This is a genomic window from Nocardioides zeae, assembly GCF_010686755.1.
Taxonomy (GTDB): domain Bacteria; phylum Actinomycetota; class Actinomycetes; order Propionibacteriales; family Nocardioidaceae; genus Nocardioides; species Nocardioides zeae.
In genome coordinates, this window is sequence record NZ_JAAGXA010000021.1 from 1 (window position 1) to 23,597 (window position 23,597).

Annotated in this window: 20 protein-coding genes; 10 read left to right on the top strand and 10 right to left on the bottom strand. The window is 74.8% G+C overall.

The features are described 5' to 3' along the window. Positions 1 to 28: 28 nt before the first annotated feature. Positions 29 to 2,341: a molybdopterin-dependent oxidoreductase gene (locus G3T38_RS22835; protein ID WP_163774362.1), complete on the bottom strand. Its 2,313-nt coding sequence runs from the start codon at positions 2,339 to 2,341 to the stop codon at positions 29 to 31. A 179-nt stretch (positions 2,342 to 2,520) separates the two neighbouring features. Between G3T38_RS22835 and G3T38_RS19620 the strand changes: the two genes are divergently transcribed. From G3T38_RS19620 to G3T38_RS19645, 6 genes are read left to right on the top strand one after another with little or no spacing between them, the layout of a single operon-like run. Then, on the top strand, positions 2,521 to 4,182 hold the full coding sequence (locus G3T38_RS19620; RefSeq protein WP_163774364.1) for an ABC transporter substrate-binding protein: 1,662 nt from the start codon (positions 2,521 to 2,523) through the stop codon (positions 4,180 to 4,182). A 10-nt stretch (positions 4,183 to 4,192) separates the two neighbouring features. Beyond that, positions 4,193 to 5,191: an ABC transporter permease gene (locus G3T38_RS19625; protein ID WP_163774366.1), complete on the top strand. Its 999-nt coding sequence runs from the start codon at positions 4,193 to 4,195 to the stop codon at positions 5,189 to 5,191. Then, positions 5,188 to 6,102 (top strand): ABC transporter permease, encoded by a 915-nt coding sequence (locus G3T38_RS19630; RefSeq protein ID WP_163774368.1) that lies wholly within the window; start codon positions 5,188 to 5,190, stop codon positions 6,100 to 6,102. Before G3T38_RS19625 ends, G3T38_RS19630 begins: the two co-directional genes overlap by 4 nt. Continuing rightward, a complete protein-coding gene (locus tag G3T38_RS19635; RefSeq protein WP_163774370.1) occupies positions 6,081 to 7,748 on the top strand; it encodes a dipeptide ABC transporter ATP-binding protein in 1,668 nt (555 codons plus the stop codon). Before G3T38_RS19630 ends, G3T38_RS19635 begins: the two co-directional genes overlap by 22 nt. Beyond that, positions 7,745 to 8,836 (top strand): LLM class flavin-dependent oxidoreductase, encoded by a 1,092-nt coding sequence (locus tag G3T38_RS19640; RefSeq protein WP_163774372.1) that lies wholly within the window; start codon positions 7,745 to 7,747, stop codon positions 8,834 to 8,836. The genes G3T38_RS19635 and G3T38_RS19640 overlap by 4 nt, the downstream gene beginning before the upstream one ends. Then, positions 8,833 to 9,891 (top strand): ketopantoate reductase family protein, encoded by a 1,059-nt coding sequence (locus G3T38_RS19645; RefSeq protein WP_163774374.1) that lies wholly within the window; start codon positions 8,833 to 8,835, stop codon positions 9,889 to 9,891. Before G3T38_RS19640 ends, G3T38_RS19645 begins: the two co-directional genes overlap by 4 nt. Positions 9,892 to 10,232: 341 nt before the next feature. Here G3T38_RS19645 and G3T38_RS19650 read toward each other — a convergent pair whose 3' ends face one another. Together G3T38_RS19650 and G3T38_RS19655 are read right to left on the bottom strand one after the other, a co-directional pair. Further along, on the bottom strand, positions 10,233 to 11,066 hold the full coding sequence (locus G3T38_RS19650; RefSeq protein WP_163774376.1) for a sulfurtransferase: 834 nt from the start codon (positions 11,064 to 11,066) through the stop codon (positions 10,233 to 10,235). Positions 11,067 to 11,138: 72 nt separating this feature from the next. Continuing rightward, positions 11,139 to 12,023 carry a LysR family transcriptional regulator gene (locus G3T38_RS19655; RefSeq protein ID WP_163774378.1) on the bottom strand — a complete coding sequence of 295 codons (885 nt, stop codon included), beginning with the start codon at positions 12,021 to 12,023 and terminating at the stop codon, positions 11,139 to 11,141. 151 nt (positions 12,024 to 12,174) lie between these two features. On the opposite strand from G3T38_RS19655, the gene G3T38_RS19660 reads away from it, so the two are divergent. After that, positions 12,175 to 12,951 (top strand): alpha/beta hydrolase, encoded by a 777-nt coding sequence (locus G3T38_RS19660; protein ID WP_163774380.1) that lies wholly within the window; start codon positions 12,175 to 12,177, stop codon positions 12,949 to 12,951. Continuing rightward, on the top strand, positions 12,948 to 14,324 hold the full coding sequence (locus tag G3T38_RS19665) for an FAD-binding oxidoreductase (RefSeq protein WP_163774382.1): 1,377 nt from the start codon (positions 12,948 to 12,950) through the stop codon (positions 14,322 to 14,324). The genes G3T38_RS19660 and G3T38_RS19665 overlap by 4 nt, the downstream gene beginning before the upstream one ends. Here G3T38_RS19665 and G3T38_RS19670 read toward each other — a convergent pair. From G3T38_RS19670 to pdxH, 5 genes are all read right to left on the bottom strand, one after another. Next, complete coding sequence (locus tag G3T38_RS19670) at positions 14,302 to 15,216, bottom strand: SDR family NAD(P)-dependent oxidoreductase (protein WP_163774384.1); 915 nt, start codon at positions 15,214 to 15,216, stop codon at positions 14,302 to 14,304. The genes G3T38_RS19665 and G3T38_RS19670 overlap by 23 nt on opposite strands. 20 nt (positions 15,217 to 15,236) lie before the next feature. After that, positions 15,237 to 16,181, bottom strand: coding sequence for an aldo/keto reductase (locus G3T38_RS19675; RefSeq protein ID WP_163774386.1), 945 nt, complete (start codon positions 16,179 to 16,181; stop codon positions 15,237 to 15,239). Between the two features lie 34 nt (positions 16,182 to 16,215). Further along, positions 16,216 to 17,817: a sensor histidine kinase gene (locus G3T38_RS19680; RefSeq protein WP_163774388.1), complete on the bottom strand. Its 1,602-nt coding sequence runs from the start codon at positions 17,815 to 17,817 to the stop codon at positions 16,216 to 16,218. Further along, positions 17,807 to 19,189 carry an ATP-binding protein gene (locus G3T38_RS19685; protein ID WP_163774390.1) on the bottom strand — a complete coding sequence of 461 codons (1,383 nt, stop codon included), beginning with the start codon at positions 19,187 to 19,189 and terminating at the stop codon, positions 17,807 to 17,809. Before G3T38_RS19685 ends, G3T38_RS19680 begins: the two co-directional genes overlap by 11 nt. 85 nt (positions 19,190 to 19,274) lie before the next feature. Continuing rightward, on the bottom strand, positions 19,275 to 19,931 hold the full coding sequence (pdxH, locus tag G3T38_RS19690) for a pyridoxamine 5'-phosphate oxidase (protein ID WP_163774392.1): 657 nt from the start codon (positions 19,929 to 19,931) through the stop codon (positions 19,275 to 19,277). Between the two features lie 121 nt (positions 19,932 to 20,052). Here pdxH and G3T38_RS19695 point away from each other — a divergent pair, with 121 nt between their 5' ends. Next, positions 20,053 to 21,156, top strand: a complete 1,104-nt coding sequence (locus G3T38_RS19695; protein ID WP_163774394.1) for a citrate synthase 2 — start codon at positions 20,053 to 20,055, stop codon at positions 21,154 to 21,156. 34 nt (positions 21,157 to 21,190) lie between these two features. Here G3T38_RS19695 and G3T38_RS19700 read toward each other — a convergent pair whose 3' ends face one another. Both G3T38_RS19700 and G3T38_RS19705 read right to left on the bottom strand, forming a co-directional pair. Then, positions 21,191 to 21,808, bottom strand: coding sequence for a VldE C-terminal domain-containing protein (locus G3T38_RS19700; RefSeq protein WP_163774396.1), 618 nt, complete (start codon positions 21,806 to 21,808; stop codon positions 21,191 to 21,193). A gap of 83 nt (positions 21,809 to 21,891) precedes the next feature. Then, positions 21,892 to 22,380, bottom strand: a complete 489-nt coding sequence (locus G3T38_RS19705) for a GNAT family N-acetyltransferase (RefSeq protein WP_338037777.1) — start codon at positions 22,378 to 22,380, stop codon at positions 21,892 to 21,894. Between the two features lie 64 nt (positions 22,381 to 22,444). Between G3T38_RS19705 and serC the strand changes: the two genes are divergently transcribed. Beyond that, the gene (gene serC / locus G3T38_RS19710; protein ID WP_163774397.1) at positions 22,445 to 23,575 is read left to right on the top strand and encodes a phosphoserine transaminase; all 1,131 of its coding nucleotides are present in this window, start codon (positions 22,445 to 22,447) and stop codon (positions 23,573 to 23,575) included. The last annotated feature ends 22 nt before the right edge of the window (positions 23,576 to 23,597 follow it).

Consider the following 23,597-nt stretch of genomic DNA (forward strand, 5'->3'; position numbering starts at 1 on the left):
CGATGCGGCGTACGTGACAACTCGGCGCTCAAAGCCCCACGAACACCGGGGGCTCGAAGGCGCGGACGGGGGGCACGGGGCCGTCGTACCGCTCGACCTCCACCAGCACGTGCGCCCCGCTCGTCGCCTGCGTCAGCGTCGAGGTCGGCACGTCGCGGGTCAGCACGTTGACGTTGCCGTGCACGCAGTCCGCCACCTCCGGCGCGCTCGGGTCGAACCACGCGCCCGTGTGCATCTGCGCGACCCCGACCATCAGCGCGTCGCTGAGCACCGCCCCCGCCAGCACCGACCCCTGCGCGCTCCGCACTCGCACGACGTCGCCCGCCGCGATTCCCCGCGCCGCCGCGTCGGCGGGATGCAGCCGCACGGGCTCCCGGCCGGCGACCTTCGTCGAGGCGCTCGCCGCGCCCATGTCGTGCTGGCTGTGCAGGCGGTGCGTGGGCTGGTTGCAGAGCAGGTGCAGGGGGTACGTCGCGGCGTCCGGCGCGCCCCACCAGGCGGTCGGCGGTCGCCACCGCGCGTGCCGGTCCACGTCGGGCAACCCGAAGCCGCCGATGGTCGCCGAGACCAGCTCGATCCGCCCGCTGGGCGTACCCAGGGGCGCCCCCGACGAATCGGCCCGGAACGCCGCGAACGCCGCGTCCTCCGGCGGGTAGGGCGACGTCGGCAGGTCGAGGCCGCCGTCGGCCCAGAACCGCGCGAACTCCGGCGCCGACGGCGATCCGGGCGCCGCCCGCCACTCCTCGTAGATCCGCTCGAGCCAGCCGGGGGCGTCGAGCCCCTCGTCGTGGTCGGCGTCGAGGCGCTCCGCCAGCCGGCCGAGGATCCAGAGCTCCTCCCGCGCGTCGCCGTACGGCGCGGTCGCCGCCCGCGAGACCCGGAGCCGCGTGTCGCCCGCCCCCGCGGCGATGTCGTCCCGCTCCAGCGTGCTGGCGACGGGCAGCACCACGTCGGCGTGCCGGGCCGTCGCCGTCCAGTGGGTCTCGTCGACGACGAGCGTGTCGACGCCGCGGAACGCGGCCCGCAGCCGGCGCAGGTCCTGGTGGTGGTGGAACGGGTTGCCGCCCGCCCAGTGCACGAGCCGCGCGTCGGGCAGCCGGAGCACACCGCCGTCGAACGGCAGCTCGCCGCCCGGCGACGTCAGCAGGTCGACGATCCGCGCGCACGGGATGAGGTCGGGCACCGGGTTGCGGCCCTGGTCGAGCACGGGCAGGCGTCCGTCGTCGAGCCCGACGCCGTAGTCGCCCATCGAGCCGAACCCGTGCGCGAAGCCGCCGCCCGGCAGTCCCACCTGGCCGAGGAACGCCGCCAGGGTGAGGGCGGCCCACACCGCCTGCTCGCCCGCCTCGCCGCGCTGCACGGCGTAGACCACGTTGACGAGCGTGCGGCCGGCCGCCATGCGGCGGGCCAGGTCGCGGACCGCTCCGGCGGGCGCCCGCGAGATCGCCTCCGCCCACTCGGGCGTCTTCGGCACGCCGTCGCTCTCGCCGCGCACGTACGCCGCGACCTCGTCGGCCCCGACGCAGTGGGTGGCGAGGAACTCCTCGTCGGCGAGGCCCTCCGTCACGAGCACGTGGAGCAGCGCGAGCACCACCGTGACGTCGGTGCCGGGCATGACGCCGATCCACTCCGCGCCGAGCTCGTCCCAGGCGTCGTCGCGCTGCGCCGAGAGCGCGACGAACCGCGTGGTCGCGGCAGCAGCGCGGGCGAGGTCGGAGCCGCGATGCCGGGCGTGGCCGCCCGGCACGACCCAGGTGTTCGAGCGCCGCAGCCCGCCGAAGGTGACGACGAGGTCGGTGTGGTCGGCGACGTGCTGCCAGGAGACCGGCCGGCGCCGCAGGGCGAGGGTGCCGTCCGCGCCCACGAGGTGCGGCAGCAGCACGAGACTGGCCCCGCGGCTGTAGTCGCCGACCGAGCGCGTGTAGCCGCCCGTCCGGTTGAGGAAGCGGTGCAGCTGGCTCTGGGCGTGGTGGAGCCGACCGGCACTGCCCCAGCCGTAGGAGCCGCCGAAGACCGCGGCGTCGCCGTGGGTCGAGCGGACCCGGCGGTACTCGGCGGCCAGCAGGTCGAGCGCCGTGTCCCAGTCGACCTCGACGTAGGGCTCGTCGGGGTCACCGCGGCGGGCGTCGGGACCGGGCCCGTCCTCGAGCCAGCCGCGGCGCACGCTCGGCCGCGCGACCCGGCTGGGGTGCCGGTGGGCGGCCGCGGCGTTGTCGATCGCGGGGGCTGCGTCGGGGTCGTCCGCGTGGGGCCGCGCCGCCACCGACGCGCCGTCCGCCGCGACGTCCACGAGGTAGGTGCCCCAGTGCGCGCTGGTCTCGACGGTGCGTCCGGTGTCCACGGTCCGACCCTAGGTGCGGCTCCCGTGCACGCCCCTACACCGGACCATCACCGTCTGCGATCGGATCTCATCCCTGGTTGCTGTTGGAGGTCGAGCGGACCGCGGCCCTAGGGTCAAAGCCTAGTAACCCGATCGACAAAACCGCTCTACGCGATCCCGTCCCGACCCGAAGGACCACCATGACCATCCCCCGCTCGCCACGCCGGCTCCGCGCCGGTCGTGCCGCCACCGCGACCGCCGGACTCCTCGCCACCCTCATGGTGGCCGCCGGCTGCTCGGCCGGCGGCACGCAGAGCCAGGCGGGAGGCGAGCCGCAGGAGGGCGGCGACCTCGTGTTCCTCATCGACTCGCTCGGCCCGACGTGGGTCCCCAACAACTCGTCCATCTCCAGCTTCCAGGGCCACATCTGGGGCCACCTGACGGACAAGCTCGTGTACGTCGACGAGAACGGCACCGTCAGCCCCTGGGTCGCCGAGAGCTGGGACCAGAACGAGGACGCCACGCAGTTCACCCTGAAGCTGAAGGACGGCGTGACCTTCTCCGACGGCAGCCCCGTCGACGCCGCGGCCGTCGTCGCGAACCTCGACATCTGGGCCCGCGGCGACGTGGAGCGCGGCATCAACCCGATCGGCCTCTTCCCGAAGACCTACGTGAGCGCCGAGGCCCTCGACGACCTCACGGTGCAGGTCGACTTCGTTGCCCCGACGCTGGGCTTCATCCCCACGCTCGGCTACCACGGCTCCATCCTGATCTCGCCCGAGACGCTGGCGGCCCCGGCCGAGGAGCAGGCTGACCTCGCCAACGACATCGGCAGCGGCCCGTTCGTGGTGGAGTCCTGGACCGAGGGCGACGAGGTCGTGCTCAAGAAGCGCGACGACTACGACTGGGCGCCGGAGGCACTGGACCACGACGGTCCGGCCTACCTCGACACCCTCACCTACAAGGTCGTCGCCGAGCCCTCGGTGCGCACGGCGGCCGTGCAGTCGGGCCAGGCGCAGGTGGCCTACAACCCCTCGCCGCAGGAGCTGGAGTTCTACGGCGAGCAGGGCTTCACCGTCGCCGCCCCGCGCTACCTGGGCTTCGTCAACGGCTACGCGATCAACACCCAGGTGGCGCCGTTCGACGACGTACGCGTGCGTCAGGCGCTGCAGGTCGGCATCGACCGGGACGAGATCCTGTCCACGGTCTACACCGACGACTGGCTGCCGGCCGCGTCGTTCATCCAGTCCAACGTGCCCGGCGCGACCGACCACAGCGATGCCCTCGTGCACGACCCGGAGGCGGCCGCCGCGCTGCTCGACGAGGCCGGCTGGGTCGAGGGCTCCGACGGCGTGCGCACCAAGGACGGCCAGCGGCTCTCCTTCACGCTCCACCCCAACCCCTACCTGGCCACCTCCCAGGCCGTCGACGAGCTCGTCGCCCAGCAGCTCGCCGAGCTCGGCTTCGACGTCGACATCCAGGCGTACGACGTCATCACCTTCGGCGAGCGGGTCTCCTTCGCGAACCCGAGCATCCCGACCTACGAGGTCACGCGCAGCTTCATCGACGCGGGCACCGTCGCCGGCGTGCTCACCGACGCGGAGAACGGCGAGAACTGGTTCAACGTCGGCCAGAGCGACCCGACGCTGACCGAGCTGGCCCAGGACGTGGCGACGGCGACGACGACCGAGGAGCGCGACCCGGTGCTCGACGAGCTGCAGGGCTACGTGCTCGACCGGGCCTACTTCGTGCCGCTCACCCAGATCGCCCAGCGCCTCTACCTGCAGTCGCCCGACGTGCAGGGCGTCACCTACAACGGCGTGGCCTACGCGAACTACTACACCGCCTGGCTGGCGGAGTGACGCGGCCCTGATGTCCTCCACCACGAACCGCTCCGCCGCCCGCCGGGCCTACGGGCGCTACGCCGTCCGGCGCCTCGCCCAGGCCGTCGCCGTCGTCCTCCTGGCCTACGTGTTCACGTTCCTCGTGATCAGCGTGCTGCCGGGCGACCCCGTCAGCAACGTCCTGCGCGACCCGCAGAACAACTTCTCGGAGCAGGAGATCGCACGGATCGTCGCCTACTACGGCCTGGACCAGCCGATCTGGGTCCAGCTGGTCGAGGCGCTCTCCCGGTTCGTGGTGGGGGACCTCGGGGTCTCCCTCCGCTCCAACCTCCCGGTCTCCGGTTTGCTGGCCGACGTGCTGCCGTCCACGCTGCGCCTCGCCGGCGCGGCCCTCGCGGTCGCCCTCGTGCTCGCCTTCGCCATCGCCTTCGGCGTGCGCAACCTGCCGGCACCGCTGGCCCGCCCGCTGCGCGCCTTCCCGTCGCTGTTCCTCTCGGTCCCGAACTTCCTCATCGGGCTCGTGCTCATCCAGTGGTTCTCGTTCCAGCTCGGCCTCTTCCTGGTGATCGACGCCGAGAGCCTCCTGGCCACGTTCTTCGCGGCCGTCGCGCTCGGCATCCCGGTCTCGGCGCAGATCGCCGAGGTCCTCATCGCGAACCTCGACCACGAGGCCCGCCAGGAGTACGCCGCGGTGGCGCGCTCCCGCGGCCTCGGTCGGGCCCGCTTGTTCACGGCCCACCTGCTGAAGCCCTCGTCGCTGCCCGTGGTGACCGTCGTGGCCCTCACGGTGGGCGAGCTCCTCGGCGGCTCCCTCATCACCGAGACGATCTTCGGGCGCAACGGTGTCGGCAACCTCGTCCAACGCTCCGTCGCCACGCAGGACCTGCCGGTACTGCAGGCCGTGGTCGCGCTCGCGGCCGTCGTGTTCGTCGTCGTGAACCTCGTGGCCGACCTGGTCTACCCCCTGCTCGACCCGCGCGTGCGGCTCGACGCCTCACCGGCACGGACGAAGGAGGTCTCCGCATGACCCTCACCTCGATCTCCACGGGCGGGGAGGCGGCGCCGCCGCCGGCGCCTGCCACCGCCGCCGGCGGCGGACCGCAGCGGCGCGGCACCCGGCTCGGACCGTCCCGGGCCCGCGGGATCCTCGCGCGGCTGCGGCCGAGCGTGCTGCTCTCGTTCGCGGTCGTCGCCGTGGTGCTCGCCTGGTCGGTCGCGCCGACCCTCTTCACGTCCTACGACCCCGCCGTCGGGGTGACCGCCGACTTCTTCCAGCCGCCGAGCGCGGCCCACTGGTTCGGCACGGACCACCTCGGCCGCGACGTCTACGCCCGGGTGGTGCACGGCACGGCGTCGTCGGTGACGAGCGCGCTGGTCGCCGTCGCGATCGGGCTGCTCGTCGGCGGGTTCGTCGGGCTGGTGGCGGGCTTCGTGGGCGGCCTCGTCGACGTGGTGCTCGCTCGTTTCGTCGACGTGCTGCTCGCGATCCCGAGCTTCCTCCTCGCGGTCGTCGTGGTCAGCGCCCTCGGCTTCGAGACGATCAACGCCGCGATCGCGACCGGCGTCTCCGCGGTGGCCGTCTTCGCCCGGGTGATGCGCGCGGAGGTGCTGCGCACGCGCAGCTCCGTCTTCGTGGAGGCGGCCGCCGTGCTCGGCGCGAACCGGTGGCAGGTGCTCACCCGCCACGTCCTGCCCAACGCCTCCCGCTCGGTGCTCCAGCTCGCGGTGCTCCAGTTCGGCCTGTCGATCCTCGTCATCGCCGGCCTCGCGTTCCTGGGCTACGGCGATCCGCCGCCCGCCTCCGACTGGGGCCTCCTCATCTCGGTCGGCAAGGACTACCCGCTCGCCCCCTGGCTCGTCTACGCCCCGGCGATCGTCACCGTCGCCACCGTCCTCTCCGTGAACAGGATCAGCCGATGGCTCCGCACGACCGACTGACGACCCTGCTCGACGAGCCCGCCGCGACGGCGCTCCCGGACGTCCCCCCGGTGCTCGCGGTGGAGGGGCTGACGATCTCGTACGGCGGCACGCAGGTCGTCCACGGCGTCGACCTGGCGATCGGCCGCGGCCAGAGCCTCGCGCTCATCGGCGAGTCGGGGTCCGGCAAGTCGACGATCGCCCGTGCGCTGCTGCGCCTGCTGCCCGAGGGCGGCCGCGCCGACGGGCGCGCCGTCTTCGAGGGCGTCGACGTGCTGGCCCTGCCCGAGCGCCGCTTCCGACCGCTCCGCGGGCGCTCGATCGGCTTCGTGCCCCAGGACCCGGGCGCCTCGCTCAACCCGGTGCGCACGATCGGCGCGCAGGGGCTCGAGGCCGCTGCGCTGCTCGACCTCGGCTCGAAGGCGGAGCGCCGCGAGGCCGTGCTCGAGACCCTCGCCCAGGTCGGGCTCGACGACCCTCGGCGGGTCGCCGCGTCGTACCCCCACGAGCTGTCGGGCGGCATGCTGCAGCGGGTGCTGATCGGGCTCGCCGTGCTCCCCCGCCCCGCGCTCCTCGTCGCCGACGAGCCGACCTCGGCCCTGGACGTCACCATCCAGAAGCGGATCCTCGACCTGCTCTCCGACCTGCAGGCCGACCTCGGCAACAGCCTCCTGCTCATCACCCACGACCTCGCCATCGCGGCCGAGCGGGCCGACGCCCTCGTCGTGCTCAAGGACGGCACGGTGCACGAGTCCGGGGCCACGACCGCGGTCTTCGCGGCGCCCTCCTCGGCGTACGCGCGGCGGCTGCACGCGGACGTCCCGTCGCTGAACCCCGAGCGGTACGCCGACCTGCGCGCCGTCGGCGAGCGCCGGCATCGCGACGCGGACGCGACCCCCGCGCGGATCGAGGTCGCGGGCCTGACCAAGACCTTCGGCCGCGGGGACGACGCGCTGGTCGCCGTCGACGACGTGTCGTTCTCGGTGCCGGCCGGCACGACCCACGCGCTCGTGGGCGAGTCGGGATCGGGCAAGACCACGACGATCCGGCTCCTGGTCGGGCTCGAGACCCCCGACGGCGGCTCCGTGGAGGTCGCCGGCGCCCCGGTGCACCAGCACAGCCGGGCGGAGCTGCGCGAGGCACGGCGCCACCTGCAGCTCGTCTACCAGAACCCGTTCACCTCGCTCGACCCGCTGTGGAAGGTGGAGCGGCTCGTGCGCGAGCCGCTCGACCGGTACGGCGTCGGCACCCGCGCCGAGCGGAGGGACCGGGTGCGCGAGGCCGTCGCGTCCGTGGGCCTGTCGGAGGAGCTGCTGACCCGACGCCCCGCCGCGCTCTCCGGCGGGCAGCGGCAGCGCGTCGCGATCGCCCGCGCGCTCGTGCTGCACCCCGACGTGCTGGTGCTCGACGAGCCCACGTCGGCCCTCGACGTGAGCGTGCAGGCCGACATCGTGCAGCTGCTGCTACGCCTGCAGGCGGAGCGGGGACTGACCTACCTGTTCGTCTCCCACGACCTCGCGCTGGTGCGGCAGCTCGCCCACACCGTGTCGGTGATGCGGCACGGGAAGGTGGTCGAGTCCGGGCCGGTCGCCGACGTGTTCGCCGCGCCGCAGCACGACTACACCCGCACGCTGCTCGCCTCCGTGCCGCGGGGCGCGGAGCGGTGACGGCGGCTGCTCCCGACACCGTGCGGGTGCCCGCGGCGCGGGCCACGCGACGTCTGGGCTTCAACACGCGGGTGTCGTTCTCCGACGAGGCCGGTCCGGCGGCGGGGCTCGAGGACGGGGTGCGCCTGTTCGCCGCCGCGGAGGAGCTCGGCTACCAGGCGGGCTGGGCCTACCAGCGGCACTTCGACCACTACCTGTCGTCGCCGCTGCCGTTCTTCGCGGCCGTGGGGCAGCGCACCGAGCGGATCACGCTGGGCTCGGCGGTGCTGCCGATGCGCTACCAGGACCCGGTGCTGCTGGCCGAGGCCGCCGGAACGACCGACCTGCTCGTCGGCGGGCGCCTCGAGCTGGCCCTGTCCGCCGGCGCGACCGCGAGCTGGGACGGGGTGTTCGGCGCGGTCGAGGTCGACGCGCGGACCGAGGCGCGGCGGCGGCTGCGCCGCTTCCTCGACGCCGTGGCGGGCGAGGTGCTGCACGTCGTCGACGGCGAGGGCCAGGGCGCGCCCGTCGGGACCCCGGTCCGCGTGACCCCGCACAGCCCCGGCCTCCGCGGACGCCTGCGCCAGGGCGTCACGAGCCTGGGCTCGGCCGAGCACGCCGCGCGGCTGGGCCTGGGGCTCATCACCGGCACCGTGCTGACGGACGTGCCCGCCGGCGTCTCCTTCGGCGAGCACCAGGCGCGCATCATCGCGACGTACCGCCGCACCTGGGCGGAGCTGCACGACGCCCCGGTCCCGTCCGTCGCCGTCGCCGCCTCCGTGCTGCCCGGCACGAGCGCGGCGCTGCGCGAGCGGTACGCCGCGTACGACCGCCAGCGTCGTACCGAGGGCATGGCGGCATCGCGCCCCGCGGGCGCCCTCACCCCCGTGCAGACGGCGACACTGCCCGCCGGGACGGCGATCAGCCCGGTGCACCACGGCGACCCGGACGCCGTCGCCGCCGCGGTGCTCGCCGACCCCGGTGTCGCCTCCGCCGACGAGCTGGTGCTGTTCCTGCCGCCGGCCTTCGACCTGGCCGCGAACGTGCGGCTGCTGCGCGACCTGTCGACCACCGTCGCCCCCGCCCTCGGATGGAGCCCCGCCGCATGAGCACCCCCTCCCCTCGCCGCTACGTCGTGATCGGCGCCGGCGGCGTCGGAGCCGCGCTGGCCGCGGGACTCACCGACGCGGGTCTCGACGTCGTGCTCGTCTCGCGGGGCGCGACGCTGGGCGTGGTGCGGGAGCGCGGACTGCGGTTCACCCACGCGGGCCGCACCCGGGTGCTCGACGTCCCCGTCGCCGGCGGTCCCGACGAGGTGGGCCTCCGCGCCGGGGACGTCCTCGTGCTGGCCACCAAGTCGCAGGACGCAGCCGCGACGCTGCCGCTGTGGGCCTGGTCAGCGCGTGCCGACGGCGGCGTCGGGGCCGACCTGCCCGTCGTGCTGCTCCAGAACGGGCTCGAGGCCGAGCGGATCGCGCTGCGGTACTTCCCCACCGTCGTCGGCGGCGTCGCCCTCATCGCGGCGCGCCACGTCGTGACCGGCGAGGTCGACGTCGCCAACGCCCCGCGGCTGGGCGAGGTCGTCCTGGGCGCCTACCCCTCGGCCACCGCCGCGTCGCCCGCTGGGGCGGCGGCTCAGGCGGCGGCTCAGGCGGCGGCTCAGGCGGTCGCTCGGGCGGTCGCGGAGCAGGTGGCCGCGGACCTCGACCGCGCCGGCTGGCTCGCCCAGCACGTGACGGACATCGAGCGGTGGCTCGCCTGGAAGCTGGTGGCGAGCGTGACCTTCGCGGTCGGCGTGCTGTCCGGGGACGACGACGAGCGCGCTCGGCTGCGCACCGAGCTGGCCGCTGAGGCCCGCGCCGTGCTCGCCGCCGCCGGCCAGGACCCCGCCGACGCGGCCCGCGAGCTGGCGCACGACCGCTCCCTGGCCGCGGTCGCGTCGGGGGCCCACGGTCCCGGTCAGCAGTCGCCGTGGCAGGCCTTCGCGCGCGGCGCCGGCAGCGAGGTCGACTTCCTCAACGGCGAGGTCGTGCTCCTGGGCCGGCTGCACGGCGTACCGACCCCGCTGAACCACGCCCTCCAGACCGTGCTGGGGCGCTCCGCCGCGCGGGGCGAGGGGCCAGGCGTGCACAGCGTCGCCGACGTACGGACGCTCGCCGGCTGATCCCGACCGCAAGCCGGGCGTGCGCGGGCGCAGGCCGTGCCCCCGCACGTCATGCGCTCCGGCGCCCCGGGGTCGCGGTTCGCATGACGTCCACGAGGTGGGCGGTCCGGGGTCGCGAAATGTGCGGCTGGGACACGCCCGCCCGAGCCAGACCCACCCCAACCGCACATTTCGCCCCATCCCGACGCCCGCGGCGCGCTCGTGTCCTGAGGGAGGAGCGGCCGCGTCGGAGGAGCGCAGCGGAGGAGGCGTGGTCGGGATCGACCGAAGGGCAGGAGCCCGCAGCGCCACGGGCACAGCCGAGCGGAGCGAGGCCAGAGGGCACCGCGAGGCCCGTCAGCTCACTCCCCCGTCGCCACCGGCAGGTCGTGGTTGCTCCACTGCGACCAGGACCCCGGGTACAGCGCCGCGTCGACGCCGGCGACCGCGAGTGCGGCGACCTGGTGGGCGGCGGTCACGCCGGACCCGCAGTAGACGGCGACGGGGCGGGAGCCGTCGGCGCCCAGTCGGGCGAACCGCGTCCGCAGGGCGTCGGCGGGGAGGAACCGGCCGTCCGCGTCGAGGTTGTCCCCGGTCGGGGCGCTCGTCGCGCCCGGCACGTGACCGGCCTTCGGGTCGACGGGTTCGACCTCGCCGCGGAACCGCTCCGCCGCGCGGGCGTCGAGCAGCACGCCGTCGCGCGGGAAGCCACCGACCGCCTCCAGCTCCAGGGTCGGCAGCGCGCCGGGGGCCAGCTCGACGTCGCCGGGCGCGGGGACGACGTCGTCGGTCTCGAGCGCCCCACCGGCGGCGGTCCACGCGGGCAGGGCGCCGTCGAGGAGACGGACGTCGGTGACGCCCGCCCAGCGCAGCAGCCACCAGGCCCGGGCGGCGGCCAGGTTGCCGGCGCCGTCGTAGGCCACGACGCGCGACCCGCGTCGCACGCCCCAGCGGCGCGCAGCCTCCTGCAGCGCGGCGACGTCGGGGAGCGGGTGGCGCCCGTCGGTCGGTTCACCGTGGGCGGCGAGCTCGGCGTCGAGGTCGACGTAGACGGCACCGGGGACGTGCCCGGTGAGGTACTCGTCGTGGCCGGGCGGACCGCCGAGCCGCCAGCGCACGTCGAGCACGACGAGGTCGTCGCCGCGGGCGATCTGGGCGGCGAGGTCCGTCGCGGAGACCAACACGTCAGAGGTCATGCCTGCATCCTCTCCGAAGTCCGAGATCCGAGGTCCGAGATCCGAGGTCCGAGATCCGAGGTCCGACGCCGCTCACCCCGCGACCAGCAGGCGCGGGGCCTGGGAGGTCGCGAAGAAGGCCTCGCCGGCGTCGAGCGCCGTGGCCTCGACGTCCGCGTCGAGACCGCGGCGAGCGAGCACGTTGAGCCCGGCGGAGCCGACCGCGGGCAGGTCGTCGCGCGCGACGACGCCCGACGGGACGCGGCCCGCGACGCTGGGGAGCAGTGCCACGCCGATGCCGGCCCGCACCCCGGCGAGCACGCCCTCGAGGGTGCTCGACTGCGCGGCGACGGTGACCCGCCAGCCCTCGGCACCGAGCGCCGCCATCGCGCGTTCGCGCAGGGCGCACGGCTCCTCGAAGGCCACGAGCTCGATCGTGTCGTCGTCGGGACGCGGCGGCTGCCAGGAGGGCGCGGCGTACCAGGACAGCGGCAGCCGACCGATCTCGCGACCACCCTCGTTGCCCCGCGAGGCGAGCACGAAGGCGAGGTCGATGGCGCCGCGACCGACGGCGTCCTCGAGCTGGGTCGAGCGACCGATCTCGAACCGGGTGGTGACGCCCGGGAAGGCATCGGCGAGCGCGCGGATCATCTCGGGCAGCACGTGCTCGGCGGAGTGCTCCGTCGAGCCGACCACCACGACCTGCTCCTGGGGCACCCGGAGCCGGGCCAGGGCCTCGTCGTGGACCGCGAGGATGCGGCGGGCCTCGGCGAGCACCGCCTCACCGTCGGCGGTGAGCCGCATCCCGCGCCCCTCCTTCGCGAACAGCTTGCGCTTGAGGGCCCGCTCGAGGAGCCGTACGTGCTGGCTCAGCGCCGGCTGGCTGATGTGCCGGGCGGCGGCGGCGCGGCTGAAGCCACCGCACTCGGCGATGGCGACGAGGGTGCGGAGGTGCTCGAGGTCGAGGGTGGAGCTCATGCCGGCGACGATAGGTGACTTAGTAGACCGCTTTAGTAGATCTTGCGATGCGGACACCCGTCTCACGGTGGCACGCCACGACGTTCCGGATCGGAAACGATCAGCGACCGCTGTTGGACAGCGCCCCGCTCCCGGCCGGAGGCTGCTGTGCATGACGCTCACCGCCTCCCCCCGCAGCCTCCTCTCCCCCACGACGTACGACGAGCCCGCCGGCGTCGCCGCACGCGCCACCCTCGTCGTGCTCACCGGTCGCGGCGAGACGCCGGCGGGGTACGCCCGGCTGGGACGTCGCCTGTCGGCGGACGCCTACCGCGTGCGCGTGGTCGCCACCGACCTGGGCGACCTCGACGCGGTGGAGGCAGCGGTGACCGACGCGCTCGGGGGCACGGCTCCCGACGACGTCGTGCGTCCCCGCGTGCTCCTCGGCTCCGACGCCGGCGCCAACGTGGCGGCGCGCCTGGCCGGTCGCCGCCCCGACCTCGTCGACGCCCTCGTGCTGGCCGGCGTCGTCCTGCCCGGCCCGCGCACCGCGCCGAGCACCGCGGCTCCCGCCGCCCGCTGGGACGACGAGCTGGAGACCCGCTCGGCCTGTCCGGCCTACCGCCGGGTGATCGGCGAGGACTCCGACTTCGTGCGCGGCGCCCTCGAGGCGGAGCTGCCCGGGGAGGTGGCCGGGGACGACCTGTTCACGGGTGACCTGCCGACCCTGGTGCTCCACGGCGAGGCCGACCCGCTGACGCCGGTCGACGACGTGCTGTCCCTCGTCGCGGACGGCAGCCGCGCCCGGGCCGCCGTGGTCGCGGGCGGTCGCCACGACGTGCTCAACGACGTCGACCACCGTTCGGTCGCCGCCACCGTCGTCCTGTTCCTCGAGAGCCTGCGCCGCGGCGCGGACCTCCCGACCATCGTGGCGCCGGCCGACCGATGACCGCCGCACTGCGGGCCGAGGTCCTCGCTCGCTTCCCCGGAGCACGGGCGGACGACGACGCCCTGGCCCGGGCCCGCACCGACCGGTCGGGCACGCCCGGCTCCGCGGACCCGCTCGCGGTCGTGCGCGCCGGCTCCGTCGACGAGGTGCGCGCCGTCCTGGCCTGGGCGCACGAGCAGCGCGTCCCGGTCGTGCCGCGCGGCGCGGGCACGGGGCTGGCCGGGGGTGCGGTGGCCGACGGCGCCCTCGTGCTCGACGTGTCCGGGATGCGCCGGATCGTCCACGTCGATCCCGTCGAGGAGGTGGCCGTCGTCGAGCCGGGCGTGCTCACCGCCGACCTCGACGCCGCCGCGGCCGAGCACGGCCTCATGTACGCCCCCGACCCCGCCAGCGCCGCCATCTCGACGATCGGCGGCAACATCGCCACCAACGCGGGCGGGATGCGCTGCGTGAAGCACGGCGTCACCCGCGACGCGGTGCTCGGGCTCGAGGTGGTGCTCGCGGACGGCCGCCTGCTGCGCACCGGCCGGGCGACGGCCAAGGGTGTCGTCGGCTACGACCTGACGGCCCTCCTCGTCGGCTCGGAGGGCACGCTCGGCGTCGTCGTCGGCGCCACCCTGCGGCTGCGCCCCCGCCCCCACGTCGGCGGGACCGTCCTCGCGACGTACCCCGACGTCGAGACCGCCGCCCGCGCCTGCTCCCGGGTCGGGGCCGCACGGCTGCGACCGAGCCTGCTCGAGCTGATCGACGCGGCCACGCTGGCCGCCGTCGCGGACCACACGGGGACGACGGCGCTCGCCTCCGCCGGAGCCGCCGTGGTCGCGCAGACCGACGGTGCGGACGCGCCCACCGCCGCCGCGGAGCTCACGCGGATCGTCGAGGTCCTCCGGGACGGCGCCGACACGCTCGAGCAGGACGACGACCCGGCGCGGGCCGACGAGCTGCTCACCGCGCGGCGCCTCGCGCTGCCGGCCGTCGAGGCGCGGGGCCACGCCCTCATCGAGGACATCTGCGTGCCGCGGGCGCGGCTCGCCGAGGCCGTCCGGGGCATCGAGCGGATCGCCGCCGAGACCGGCGTGCCGATCTACACGTTCGCCCACGCGGGCGACGGCAACCTCCACCCCATCGTGTCCTGGCCCCGTGACGCAGGGGCGAGCGGCGCGCAGCGACCGGCAGCGGTCGACGACGCCGCCGGTCGCATCTTCGAGCTGGCGGTCGCCCTGGGGGGCACGCTCTCCGGCGAGCACGGCGTGGGCACGCTCAAGCGGGCCTACCTCGGCCTCGAGCTCGACGCGGACGCGCTCGCCGTGCAGCGGGCCGTGAAGGCGGCCCTCGACCCCCGCGGGATCCTCAATCCCGGTAAGGCGATCTGACCTCGGGGGCCGTCGGTGCGCCGCTCCCCGACCGCGCCGCCGCGGAGTCGGGGAAGGCCCGGTCGGCGAGCGAGAACGCCAGGTCGGTCAGCCGCGGCGCCAGCACACCGGCCAGGCCGATCACCTGTGCCGACAGCAGGTCCACCGTGACCGGACGGTCCTCGAGCGCCTTCACGACGGTCTCCGCCGCCTGCTCCGGCGTCAGCGCCCGCAGCCGCCGGTAGGCCTCCGTCGGCGCGATCATCTCGGTGCGCACCAGCCCGAACCGCAGGTTCGTGAACGCCACGCCGTCGGCGTAGGACTCCCGGCCGGCGATGCGGCCGAACACGTCGAGCGCGGCCTTCGAGGCGATGTACGCCGCGAACTTCGGGCTCTTCACCTGCACGCCCCACGTGACGACGTTGACGACGTGCCCGAAGCCCTGCGCCCGCATGGCGGGCAGGAGGCCCAGCGTGAGCCGCACGGGCGCCAGGTAGTTGATCGCGATCGTCCGCTCCACGTCGTGGAACCGGTCGTACGTCAGCTCCAGCGAGCGCCGGATGGACCGACCCGCGTTGTTGACGAGGTGGTCGACGGGCCCGAACTCGGCGTGCACGCGCCGTACCAGCCGGTCGACCGCGTCCCCGTCCGTGAGGTCGACGGGGAAGCAGTACGCCGCGCCCCCGCCCGCCTCGATCTCGGCGCGCACGCGGTCGAGCTCCGCGGCCCGGCGGGCGACGAGCAGCACGGTCGCGCCGCGCGCGGCGCAGGCCCGGGCGGTCGCCTCCCCGATGCCGGACGAGGCTCCGGTCACCATCACGGTGCGGCCCGCGAGCGGGCTGCGCGGGTCGCCCGTCAGCGTCCGGAGGACGCGACGGACGCGGGAGATCGGCGTGGTGAGGAGCAGCCCCATGCCGACGAACCCTAGAGACGTCAGCGCGCTGCGTCGAGGCGTGCGCGCTGGTCGTCGTCGAGCTCCAGGCGCGCCGCCGCGATCGCCTGGTCCAGCTGCTCCACCGAGCTCACGCCGGCGATCGGGCGCGCGGCGGGCCGGCCGCCCAGCAGCCACGCGAGCACGACCTGACCGGGCGCCACGCCCTGCTCGGCCGCGACCTTCGCGAGCGCGGCCAGCCGCCGCGACGTGCCCGGGTGGTCGTAGGCCTCCGGGAAGCCGCGGTCGGGCCGGTCGTAGGCGCCCTGCACGAGCGGGCTGTAGGCCCACAGCTCCAGCTCGGGGTGCTCGGTGAGGTAGTCGGCGGTCTCGTCGGTGGCGAACCCGAAGCGGTGGTCCTTGCCCGGCACCGCGACGTCGGGGCGGGGACGCACGTACGACGTCGTGAGCTGCAGCAGCGAGAACGGCTCCACCCCGGTCGCCGCCGCGAGGGCCCGTGCCCGCTCGACGCGCCACGTCGGGTGGTTGGAGATGCCGAGCCGGCGCACCCCGCCCTCCGCGACGAGGCCGCCGAAGGTGGCGACGACCTCGTCGAGGGGCACCGACCGGTCCTCGAGGTGCGCCCAGTAGACGTCGACGACGTCCACCCCCAACCGCTCGCGACTGGCGTCGAACGAGCGCCGCACGACGTCGGGCGCGAGCCCCACGACCCGCGAGGGGTCGCCGGGCACGACCGGTTCGGGACCCACCTTGGTCGCCAGCACGACCTGCTCGCGCACCCCCGGTCGGGCACGGAGCCAGCGCCCGAGCAGCTCCTCGCTCTGCCCGCCGGCGCCGGTGTCGCTGGCCCAGAACGCGTAGCAGTCGGCCGTGTCGAGGGTCGTGCCGCCCGCCTCCACGAACCGGTCGAGGAGGGCGAACGCGGTGCGCTCGTCCGTCCGCGTGCCGAAGTACATGCACCCGAGCACCAGGTCTGCGACAGCCATGCGACCGATGGTGCCACCCGCGCCGAGGAGAGCCTCAGACGAGGGAGGCGTCGGGCAGGTGCAGCTCGAACCGCGCGCCGTCCCCCGGCCGCGACTCCACCTCGACGCGCCCCCGGTGCCGTTCGGCTGCCGCCTGGACGATGGCGAGCCCGATGCCGCTGCCCTGGATCGCCCGGGCGTGCGCGTAGGTGCCGCGGAAGAAGCGGTCGAAGATCTGCTCCCGCTCCTCCTCCGGGATGGAGACGCCGTCGTTGGCCACCGTCACGAGGGCGACCCCGTCGACCCGGGTGACCTCGACCGTCACCTCCTCCCGCGCGAAGGTGAGAGCGTTGCGCACCAGGTGCCGCACCGCGCTGTGGAGGAGCGCCTCGTTGCCGACGAGCGTCGTCACCACCGTCACCGTGGTGCGCAGCGTCACCACCGACCCGGCGTGACGTTCCTGCTCGGCGGCGACCGCGCGCCGCACGACGGTCTCGAGGTCGAGCGGTGTCAACGGGTACGCCGAGGGGTCGTCCAGCTGCGCGAGCACGACGATGCCGTCGACCAGGTCGGCGAGGCGCTCCGCATTGCGCGCCGCCGTCTCGACGACCGCCTGCTGCTGCGGGGTCAGCTCGCCGAGGTCGCCCTCGCGGAGCAGGTCGAGGCGGCCCAGCACGTTGGTCACCGGCGTGCGCAGCTCGTGGCTCGTCGTGGCCACGAACTGGCGGCGGGTGGCCTCGAGCGCGTGCACCTCCCGCAGCGCGCGCTGCTCCGCGTCGCGGCGCTGGTCGCCCACCAGAGCGAGGGGGAAGGCCCACGCCGCCGCGAGGGCGACGAAGACCGCGACCGCCCACGATCGCTCGAGGTCGTCCACGGACGAGGGGACGATGGAGAGGCTCGGCGTCTGCAACGGCGGCCCGATGATCCACACGACAAGGCCCAGCAACGACAGCAGGACGAGCTCGGCGGAGGTGACCCGCAAGCCGAAGCGCAAGCCCGCCCAGCTGAGCGTGAGGAGGAGCAGCGCGGCCACGACCGCCCCACCGAGGCCGGTGAGCGTGCTGGTCGCGGCGGCGAGGAGCGCGAACGTCGCGACCTGCGCAGCGAGCTCGGCACGGGAGAAGCGGGAGTAGCGGCGGTGGGAGCGCTCGAGGAGCAACGGGCACCAGATGAAGATCGCGGCGGCATTGCCGAGGCCCACCACCGCCGCCGAGCGAGCGTCATCGTCCCCGGCGGTGGCGACGGCGAGGCTGACGACGGTGACGAACGTGCCGGCCGCGGCGGCCGCCAGCGCGAGACGGTTGTGGGAGCGCCACGAGTCGATGCAGCGTACGTCGCTGCGCACCAGCACGGCAGCCGCGATGACGGCGGCGGCCAGGCCTGCCAGGGCGACGAGCACGCCCTCCCGCACCGGTGAGCCGACGAGCACCGCGCTCACGCAGATGTAGGTCGGGATCGCCAAGGCGCCGACGACCCGCCAGAGCCCGGAGGACAGGGTCAGCAGGGCGGTGCCGATGCCCACGGAGATCCAGATCGGGTTGACGCCGTAGACGCCCTCCCCGACCACCCACCGTCCGACCGCGAGCAGCAGCATCGCGACGACAGCCAGCACCCACGCCGAGCGGTCGAACGCCGCCCACCTGCTCTCAACCGGCATGGCCCAGCGTGACCTCGACGGTCGTCCCGCGCCCGGGCACGCTGACGATCGAGACCTCGCCGCCGTTGGCCTCGACGAGGTGACGGACGCTCGCCAGTCCGTCGCCGTGGCCGCCGTCGTCGGCGTCGGCGAGCCGACCCCGACGTCCGAGGTCGAAGATCGTGGACAGGTCGTCGGGGTGGATGCCCCGACCCACGTCGGTCACCGCGATCCGCACCGCGACGCCGTCCTCGTCGCGCACCCGCACCTCGATGTCCCCCGCCGAGTAGCGCAGCGCGTTGCTCACCAGGTTGGCGAGCACCCGCTCCAGGTCGAGGGGGTCGACCCGGGCGGAGACGTCGACGACGTCGGTGCGCACGCGGGAGACGTCGTGGGTGACGGCCAGGTCGTCGAGCGCCTGCCGCAGCGCCTCGTCCACACGGGTCACGGCGGCGCGCCGCACGCGCTCGCGGGTGGTGCCCGTCGCGTCGGCGTCGGCCTCGGCGACGGAGACCGTGCGCAGCAGCTCGTCGAGCATCGTCGAGAGCCGGCCCAGCGCCACGCCCGAGCGGCGCAGGAACTCGGCCGGGTCCGCCCCGTCGTCGCCGTCCTCGGCGAGAGCCTCCGTCGCCAGCGCGACGTAGCCCCGCGCCGCCGCGAGCGGGTTGCGCAGGTCGTGACCGAGCGCCCGGTAGATCCGCTGCGTCTCCGCCGCCCGCAGCTTCTGCGGCGTCAGGTCGCGCGTCACCTTGAGGAAGCCGATCACCTCGCCGGCGGGGTCGTGGAGGGCGTTGATGGCGATCTCGCCCCAGAACCGGGTGCCGTCGGCGCGCAGGCGCCACCCGACGTCGCGGGCCAGCCCCTCGCGTCGGGCGACCGTCAGCAGGTGCTCGGGCCGCCCCTCCCGGCGGTCGTCCTCGGTGTAGAAGACCGAGAAGTGGCGCCGCACGATCTCGTGCGCGGCGTAGCCCTTGACCCGGGCGGCGCCGAGGCTCCAGGAGCGCACGACGCCGCGCTCGTCGAGGCGCACCACGGCGTGGCCCACGACCTGCTCGAGCAGCTCGGCGTCGGACTGCACCCGCGCCGCCTGCGCCCGGCTCGCGTCCTCGACGCGGTGCACCTCGACGAGCGTGGACGTGCCCTCGGGGTCGAGGAGCAGGTGCAGGACCGTGGTCAGGCGCACCTCGTCGCCGTCCGCGCGGCGCGTCGTGCACGTGTACGTCGCGCGTCCCGTCACCAGCGCACCGGCGCGGGCGCGGCGGAAGTCCGCCTCCGCGGCGGAGCCCGCGGGGCGCAGCGGCGACAGGACGCCGACCGCCTCGTCGGCCGTGAACCCGGTGAGCTGCGCGATGCTGGCGCCCCAGGAGATCACGACACCGTCCGGCCGCGTCACGACCACTCCCTCGCCCACGAGGAGAAGAGAACCACGCCGGAGCGCGCGGCGAGGCTTTATCAGGGCGCGAGGCCAGGGCGCGAGGTCAGGGTGCGAGGCGCACCACGCGCCAGCCCTCCCCCGTGCGCCGGTAGACCAGCCGGTCGTGGAGCCGGCTGGGTCGCCCCTGCCAGAACTCGACGACGTCCGGCACCACCCGGTATCCGCCCCACGTCGGCGGCACGGGCACCTCGGCGTCGCCGTAGCGGGCCTCGGCCGCGTCGTACGCCGCCGTCAGGTCCTCCCGCGAGCCGACCTCCCGCGACTGGGGGGACGCCCAGGCGCCGAGCCGGGAGCCGCGGGGGCGCCGCTCGAAGTACGCCGCGACGTCGGCCTCGTCGAGGGGCACGGCCCGACCCTCGACGCGCACCTGCCGCTCGAGCGGGTGCCAGGGGAACAGGAGCGCGCACCGGGGCTCGGCCGCGAGCGCGACGCCCTTGCGGGACGCGGTGTTGGTGAAGAAGCGGAACCCGTCGGCCCCGAATCCCTTGAGCAGCACGATGCGGCTGGACGGCGTGCCGTCGGGGTCGACGGTGGCGACCACCATCGCGTTGGGCTCGTGGACGCCCGCGGCGCTCGCCTCGTCGTACCAGCGGGCGAAGGTCGTCAGCGGGTCCGGGGCGAGGTCCGCCTCGTCGAGGCCGCCCCGGGCGTACTCCTCCCGCAGGTCGGCGAGGTCGCGGTCCGGCAGCGCTGCGCTCATGGCCTCGCACGCTACCGCGACCGTCCATCGGACGCCCCCCTCGCGACCGCTCGGTAACCCCGGGCAGAATGCGACGCTGGCACGCCACGAGCGCGCCCCTCACCGACGAGAAGGAGCCCTCATGACCGAGGTCCACCACGGCCTGGAAGGCGTCGTCGCCTTCGAGACGCAGATCGCCGAGCCCGACAAGGAGGGATCGGCGCTGCGCTACCGCGGTGTCGACATCGAGGACATCGTCGGGCGGGTGCCCTTCGAGAACGTCTGGGGCCTGCTCATCGACGGCGCCTACACGCCGGGTCTCGCCCCCGCTGAGCCCTACAACCTCCCCGTCCACACCGGCGACGTGCGCGTCGACGTGCAGGCCGCGATCGCCATGCTCGCGCCGGCGCTCGGCTTCCGCCAGACGTACGACATCAGCGACGAGCAGGCCCGCGAGGACATCGGCCGCCTCGCCGTGATGGTGCTGTCCTACGCCGCGCAGTCGGCCCGCGGGCTCCACCAGCCGGTCGTGCCGCAGAAGGTCGTCGACGAGGGCTCGACCCTCGCCGAGAAGTTCCTCATCCGCTGGAAGGGCGAGGCGGACCCGAAGCACGTCAAGGCGATCGACGCCTACTGGTCGAGCGCGGCGGAGCACGGCATGAACGCCTCGACGTTCACCGCTCGCGTCATCACCTCGACCGGCGCCGACGTGGCCGCCGCGTTCTCCGGCGCCATCGGCGCCATGAGCGGCCCGCTCCACGGCGGTGCGCCCTCCCGCGTGCTCGGCATGATCGAGGAGGTCGAGCAGCGCGGCGACGCGCGGGCCTACGTCAAGGAGCTGCTCGACAACGGCGAGCGCCTCATGGGCTTCGGCCACCGCGTCTACCGCGCCGAGGACCCCCGCGCCCGCGTGCTGCGCCGCACGGCGCGTGAGCTCGACGCGCCGCGCTACCAGGTCGCCGAGGCGCTCGAGCAGGCCGCGCTGACCGAGCTGCGGGAGCGCCGCCCCGACCGCGTGCTCGAGACCAACGTCGAGTTCTGGGCCGCGATCGTGCTCGACTTCGCCGAGGTGCCGGCCCCGATGTTCACGTCGATGTTCACCTGCGCCCGCACGGGCGGCTGGTCGGCACACATCCTCGAGCAGAAGCGCACGGGACGCCTGATCCGTCCGTCCGCCGTCTACACGGGCCCGGGCGAGCGTCCGGCCTCCGCCATCGAGGGCTGGGACGACGCCTGGGGGAAGTGACCCCCACCCGCCTGCTGCACGCGGCCCGACGGCCTCACCGGTACCAGCCGGTGAGGCCGTTGGCCCCGTCCCAGCTGAGCGAGATGTGAACGTGGTCCACGTGCCGCAGCGTCGGTGAGCACTTCTCCACCGACGTGCACGAGGCGTGCAGGTAGGGCCGCGGCTCGAAGCCGTTCCACGCCGCCCAGATGCGGTCGTTCCAGATGACGTACATGATCCCCTGCATGCGGGCCCGCGCGTCCGTGTGGCCGTTGACCGTCGCCGTGATCTCGTTGAAGAAGCGGTAGAACTGCTGGCGCTGCTGCGCGTTGCGCGCGTCGATCGCCCAGTCGACGGCCCGGCTCTCCTTGTGCTCCGACTGCCCGCCCTGGTTGCAGGGCCGCGTGATGCCGATGATCTTGCCGCCGTAGCGCGCCTTCAGCTGGTCCACGAACGCCCGGGTGCCCTTGCGCACGACCACGGTGCAGGCGGTCTGGGGCTCGTACCGTGCGTACGGGTCGATCGAGGCCGCCTTCGCCACCGACACGACCGGGACCCCCGGTGTCGAGGCGCGCGCCGTCTGCGTGTCGAAGCCGGCAACCAGCGCGGCGAGCGCCAGCGCGGCGCCGAGGAACGTGAGCAGCGCCGAGCGGCGCGGGGCGTGCGTGGCCATGGGAACCTCCGAGTTCGTCCGGGGTCCCGTTCGGCGGGGGCCGCGGGCACCTGAGCACCCCTTCGGGTGCAATCGCGCTCCGGTCAGTCCAGGCGCTTGCCCAGGTACACCGACTCGGGCGCGTCCTTGTAGTGCCCGTAGCCGACGACCGGCACGTAGCCGCACGCCGTGTAGAGCGCGACCGCGGCCGGCTGGCGCGTCCCCGTCTCGAGCACGAGCCCGTCGTGGCCGGCGGCCCGCGCGGTCTCCTCGAGGTGCGCGAGCACGATCCGCGAGAGCCCCCGGCCGCGGGCCTCGGGTGCGACGTACATCCGCTTGATCTCCGCCGCCCGCTCCAGGCCGAGGTCGTGGACGTCGGGGCGGTCCCGCCAGGCACCGGTCGCGACGGGTGCGTCCGCGTCGTACCCCACGAAGAACCGCCCCGCGGGCGGGTCGAACATCGTCGGGTCGAGCGGGGTCTCGTCGGGCGAGCCGTAGAGCACCGCGTACTCCGCCTGCACGTCCGCGACGAGGCGCAGCGCGTCGGGGTGCGTCAGCCGCACCTGCTCGATCCGCAGGGCCTGCCGTCCCACCGCTCCCCCTCTCGTGGCGGCTCTCGTTTGCCGCTCCCACCGCGGGCGGTGGGAGACTAGCCCGGTGACGCGTGACCTGCGGATTCCGACCGACCTGCTCCCCACCGACGGCCGTTTCGGCTCCGGCCCCTCGAAGGTCGCGCAGTCGGCGCTCGACGCCCTCGCCGGGCCGGGTGCCGCGCTCATGGGCACCTCCCACCGCCAGGCCCCCGTCAAGAACCTCGTCGCGTCGGTGCAGGAGCGCCTGGGCGACCTCTTCTCGCTGCCCGACGACCACCGGGTCGTGCTCGGCGTCGGCGGCTCGACGGCGTTCTGGGACGTGGCGGCCTTCTCGCTCGTGCGCGAGCGCAGCGCCCACGGCGTCTTCGGCGAGTTCGGCGGCAAGTTCGCGACCGCGACGACCGCGGCGCCGTGGTTGGCCGACCCGGCGGTGTTCGACGTCGCTCCCGGCTCCGTGGTGGTCCCCGAGGCCGTCGCGGGGGTCGACGTCTACGCGTGGCCCCACAACGAGACCTCGACGGGCGCCATGGCACCGGTACGCCGCGTGCCCGGCGCCGACGCAGACGCGCTCATCGTGGTCGACGGGACGTCGGCCGCGGGTGGCCTGCCCGTCGACGTCCGCGAGACGGACGTCTACTACTTCGCGCCCCAGAAGGGCTTCGCCGCCGACGGCGGCATCTGGTTCGCGCTCATGTCGCCCGCCGCCCTCGCGCGCGTCGACGAGGTGAGGGCGAGCGGTCGGTTCATCCCGGCCTTCCTCGACCTCGGCACGGCGGTGGCCAACTCCGCCCAGCACCAGACGCTCAACACCCCCGCCATCGCGACGCTGTTCCTCATGAACGAGCAGCTCGGCTGGATGCTCGAGCGCGGCGGCCTCGCGGGCATGGTCGAGCGCACGTCCGCCTCGGCGGCCGTGCTCTACGGCTGGGCCGAGCGCGCGGCGTACACGACCCCCTTCGTCACCGACCCCACCCACCGCTCGCACGTGGTGGGCACGGTCGACTTCACGGGTGGCCCCGACGGGGTCGACGCCGACGCCGTCGCTGCGGTGCTCCGCGCGAACGGCGTCGTCGACGTCGACCCCTACCGCAAGCTCGGGCGCAACCAGCTCCGCGTCGCGATGTTCCCCGCGATCGAGGCGAGCGACGTCGAGGCCCTCACCGCGTGCGTCGACTGGGTCGTCGAGCGGCTCTGAGCCCGCGCGGGCCGGTGGACCG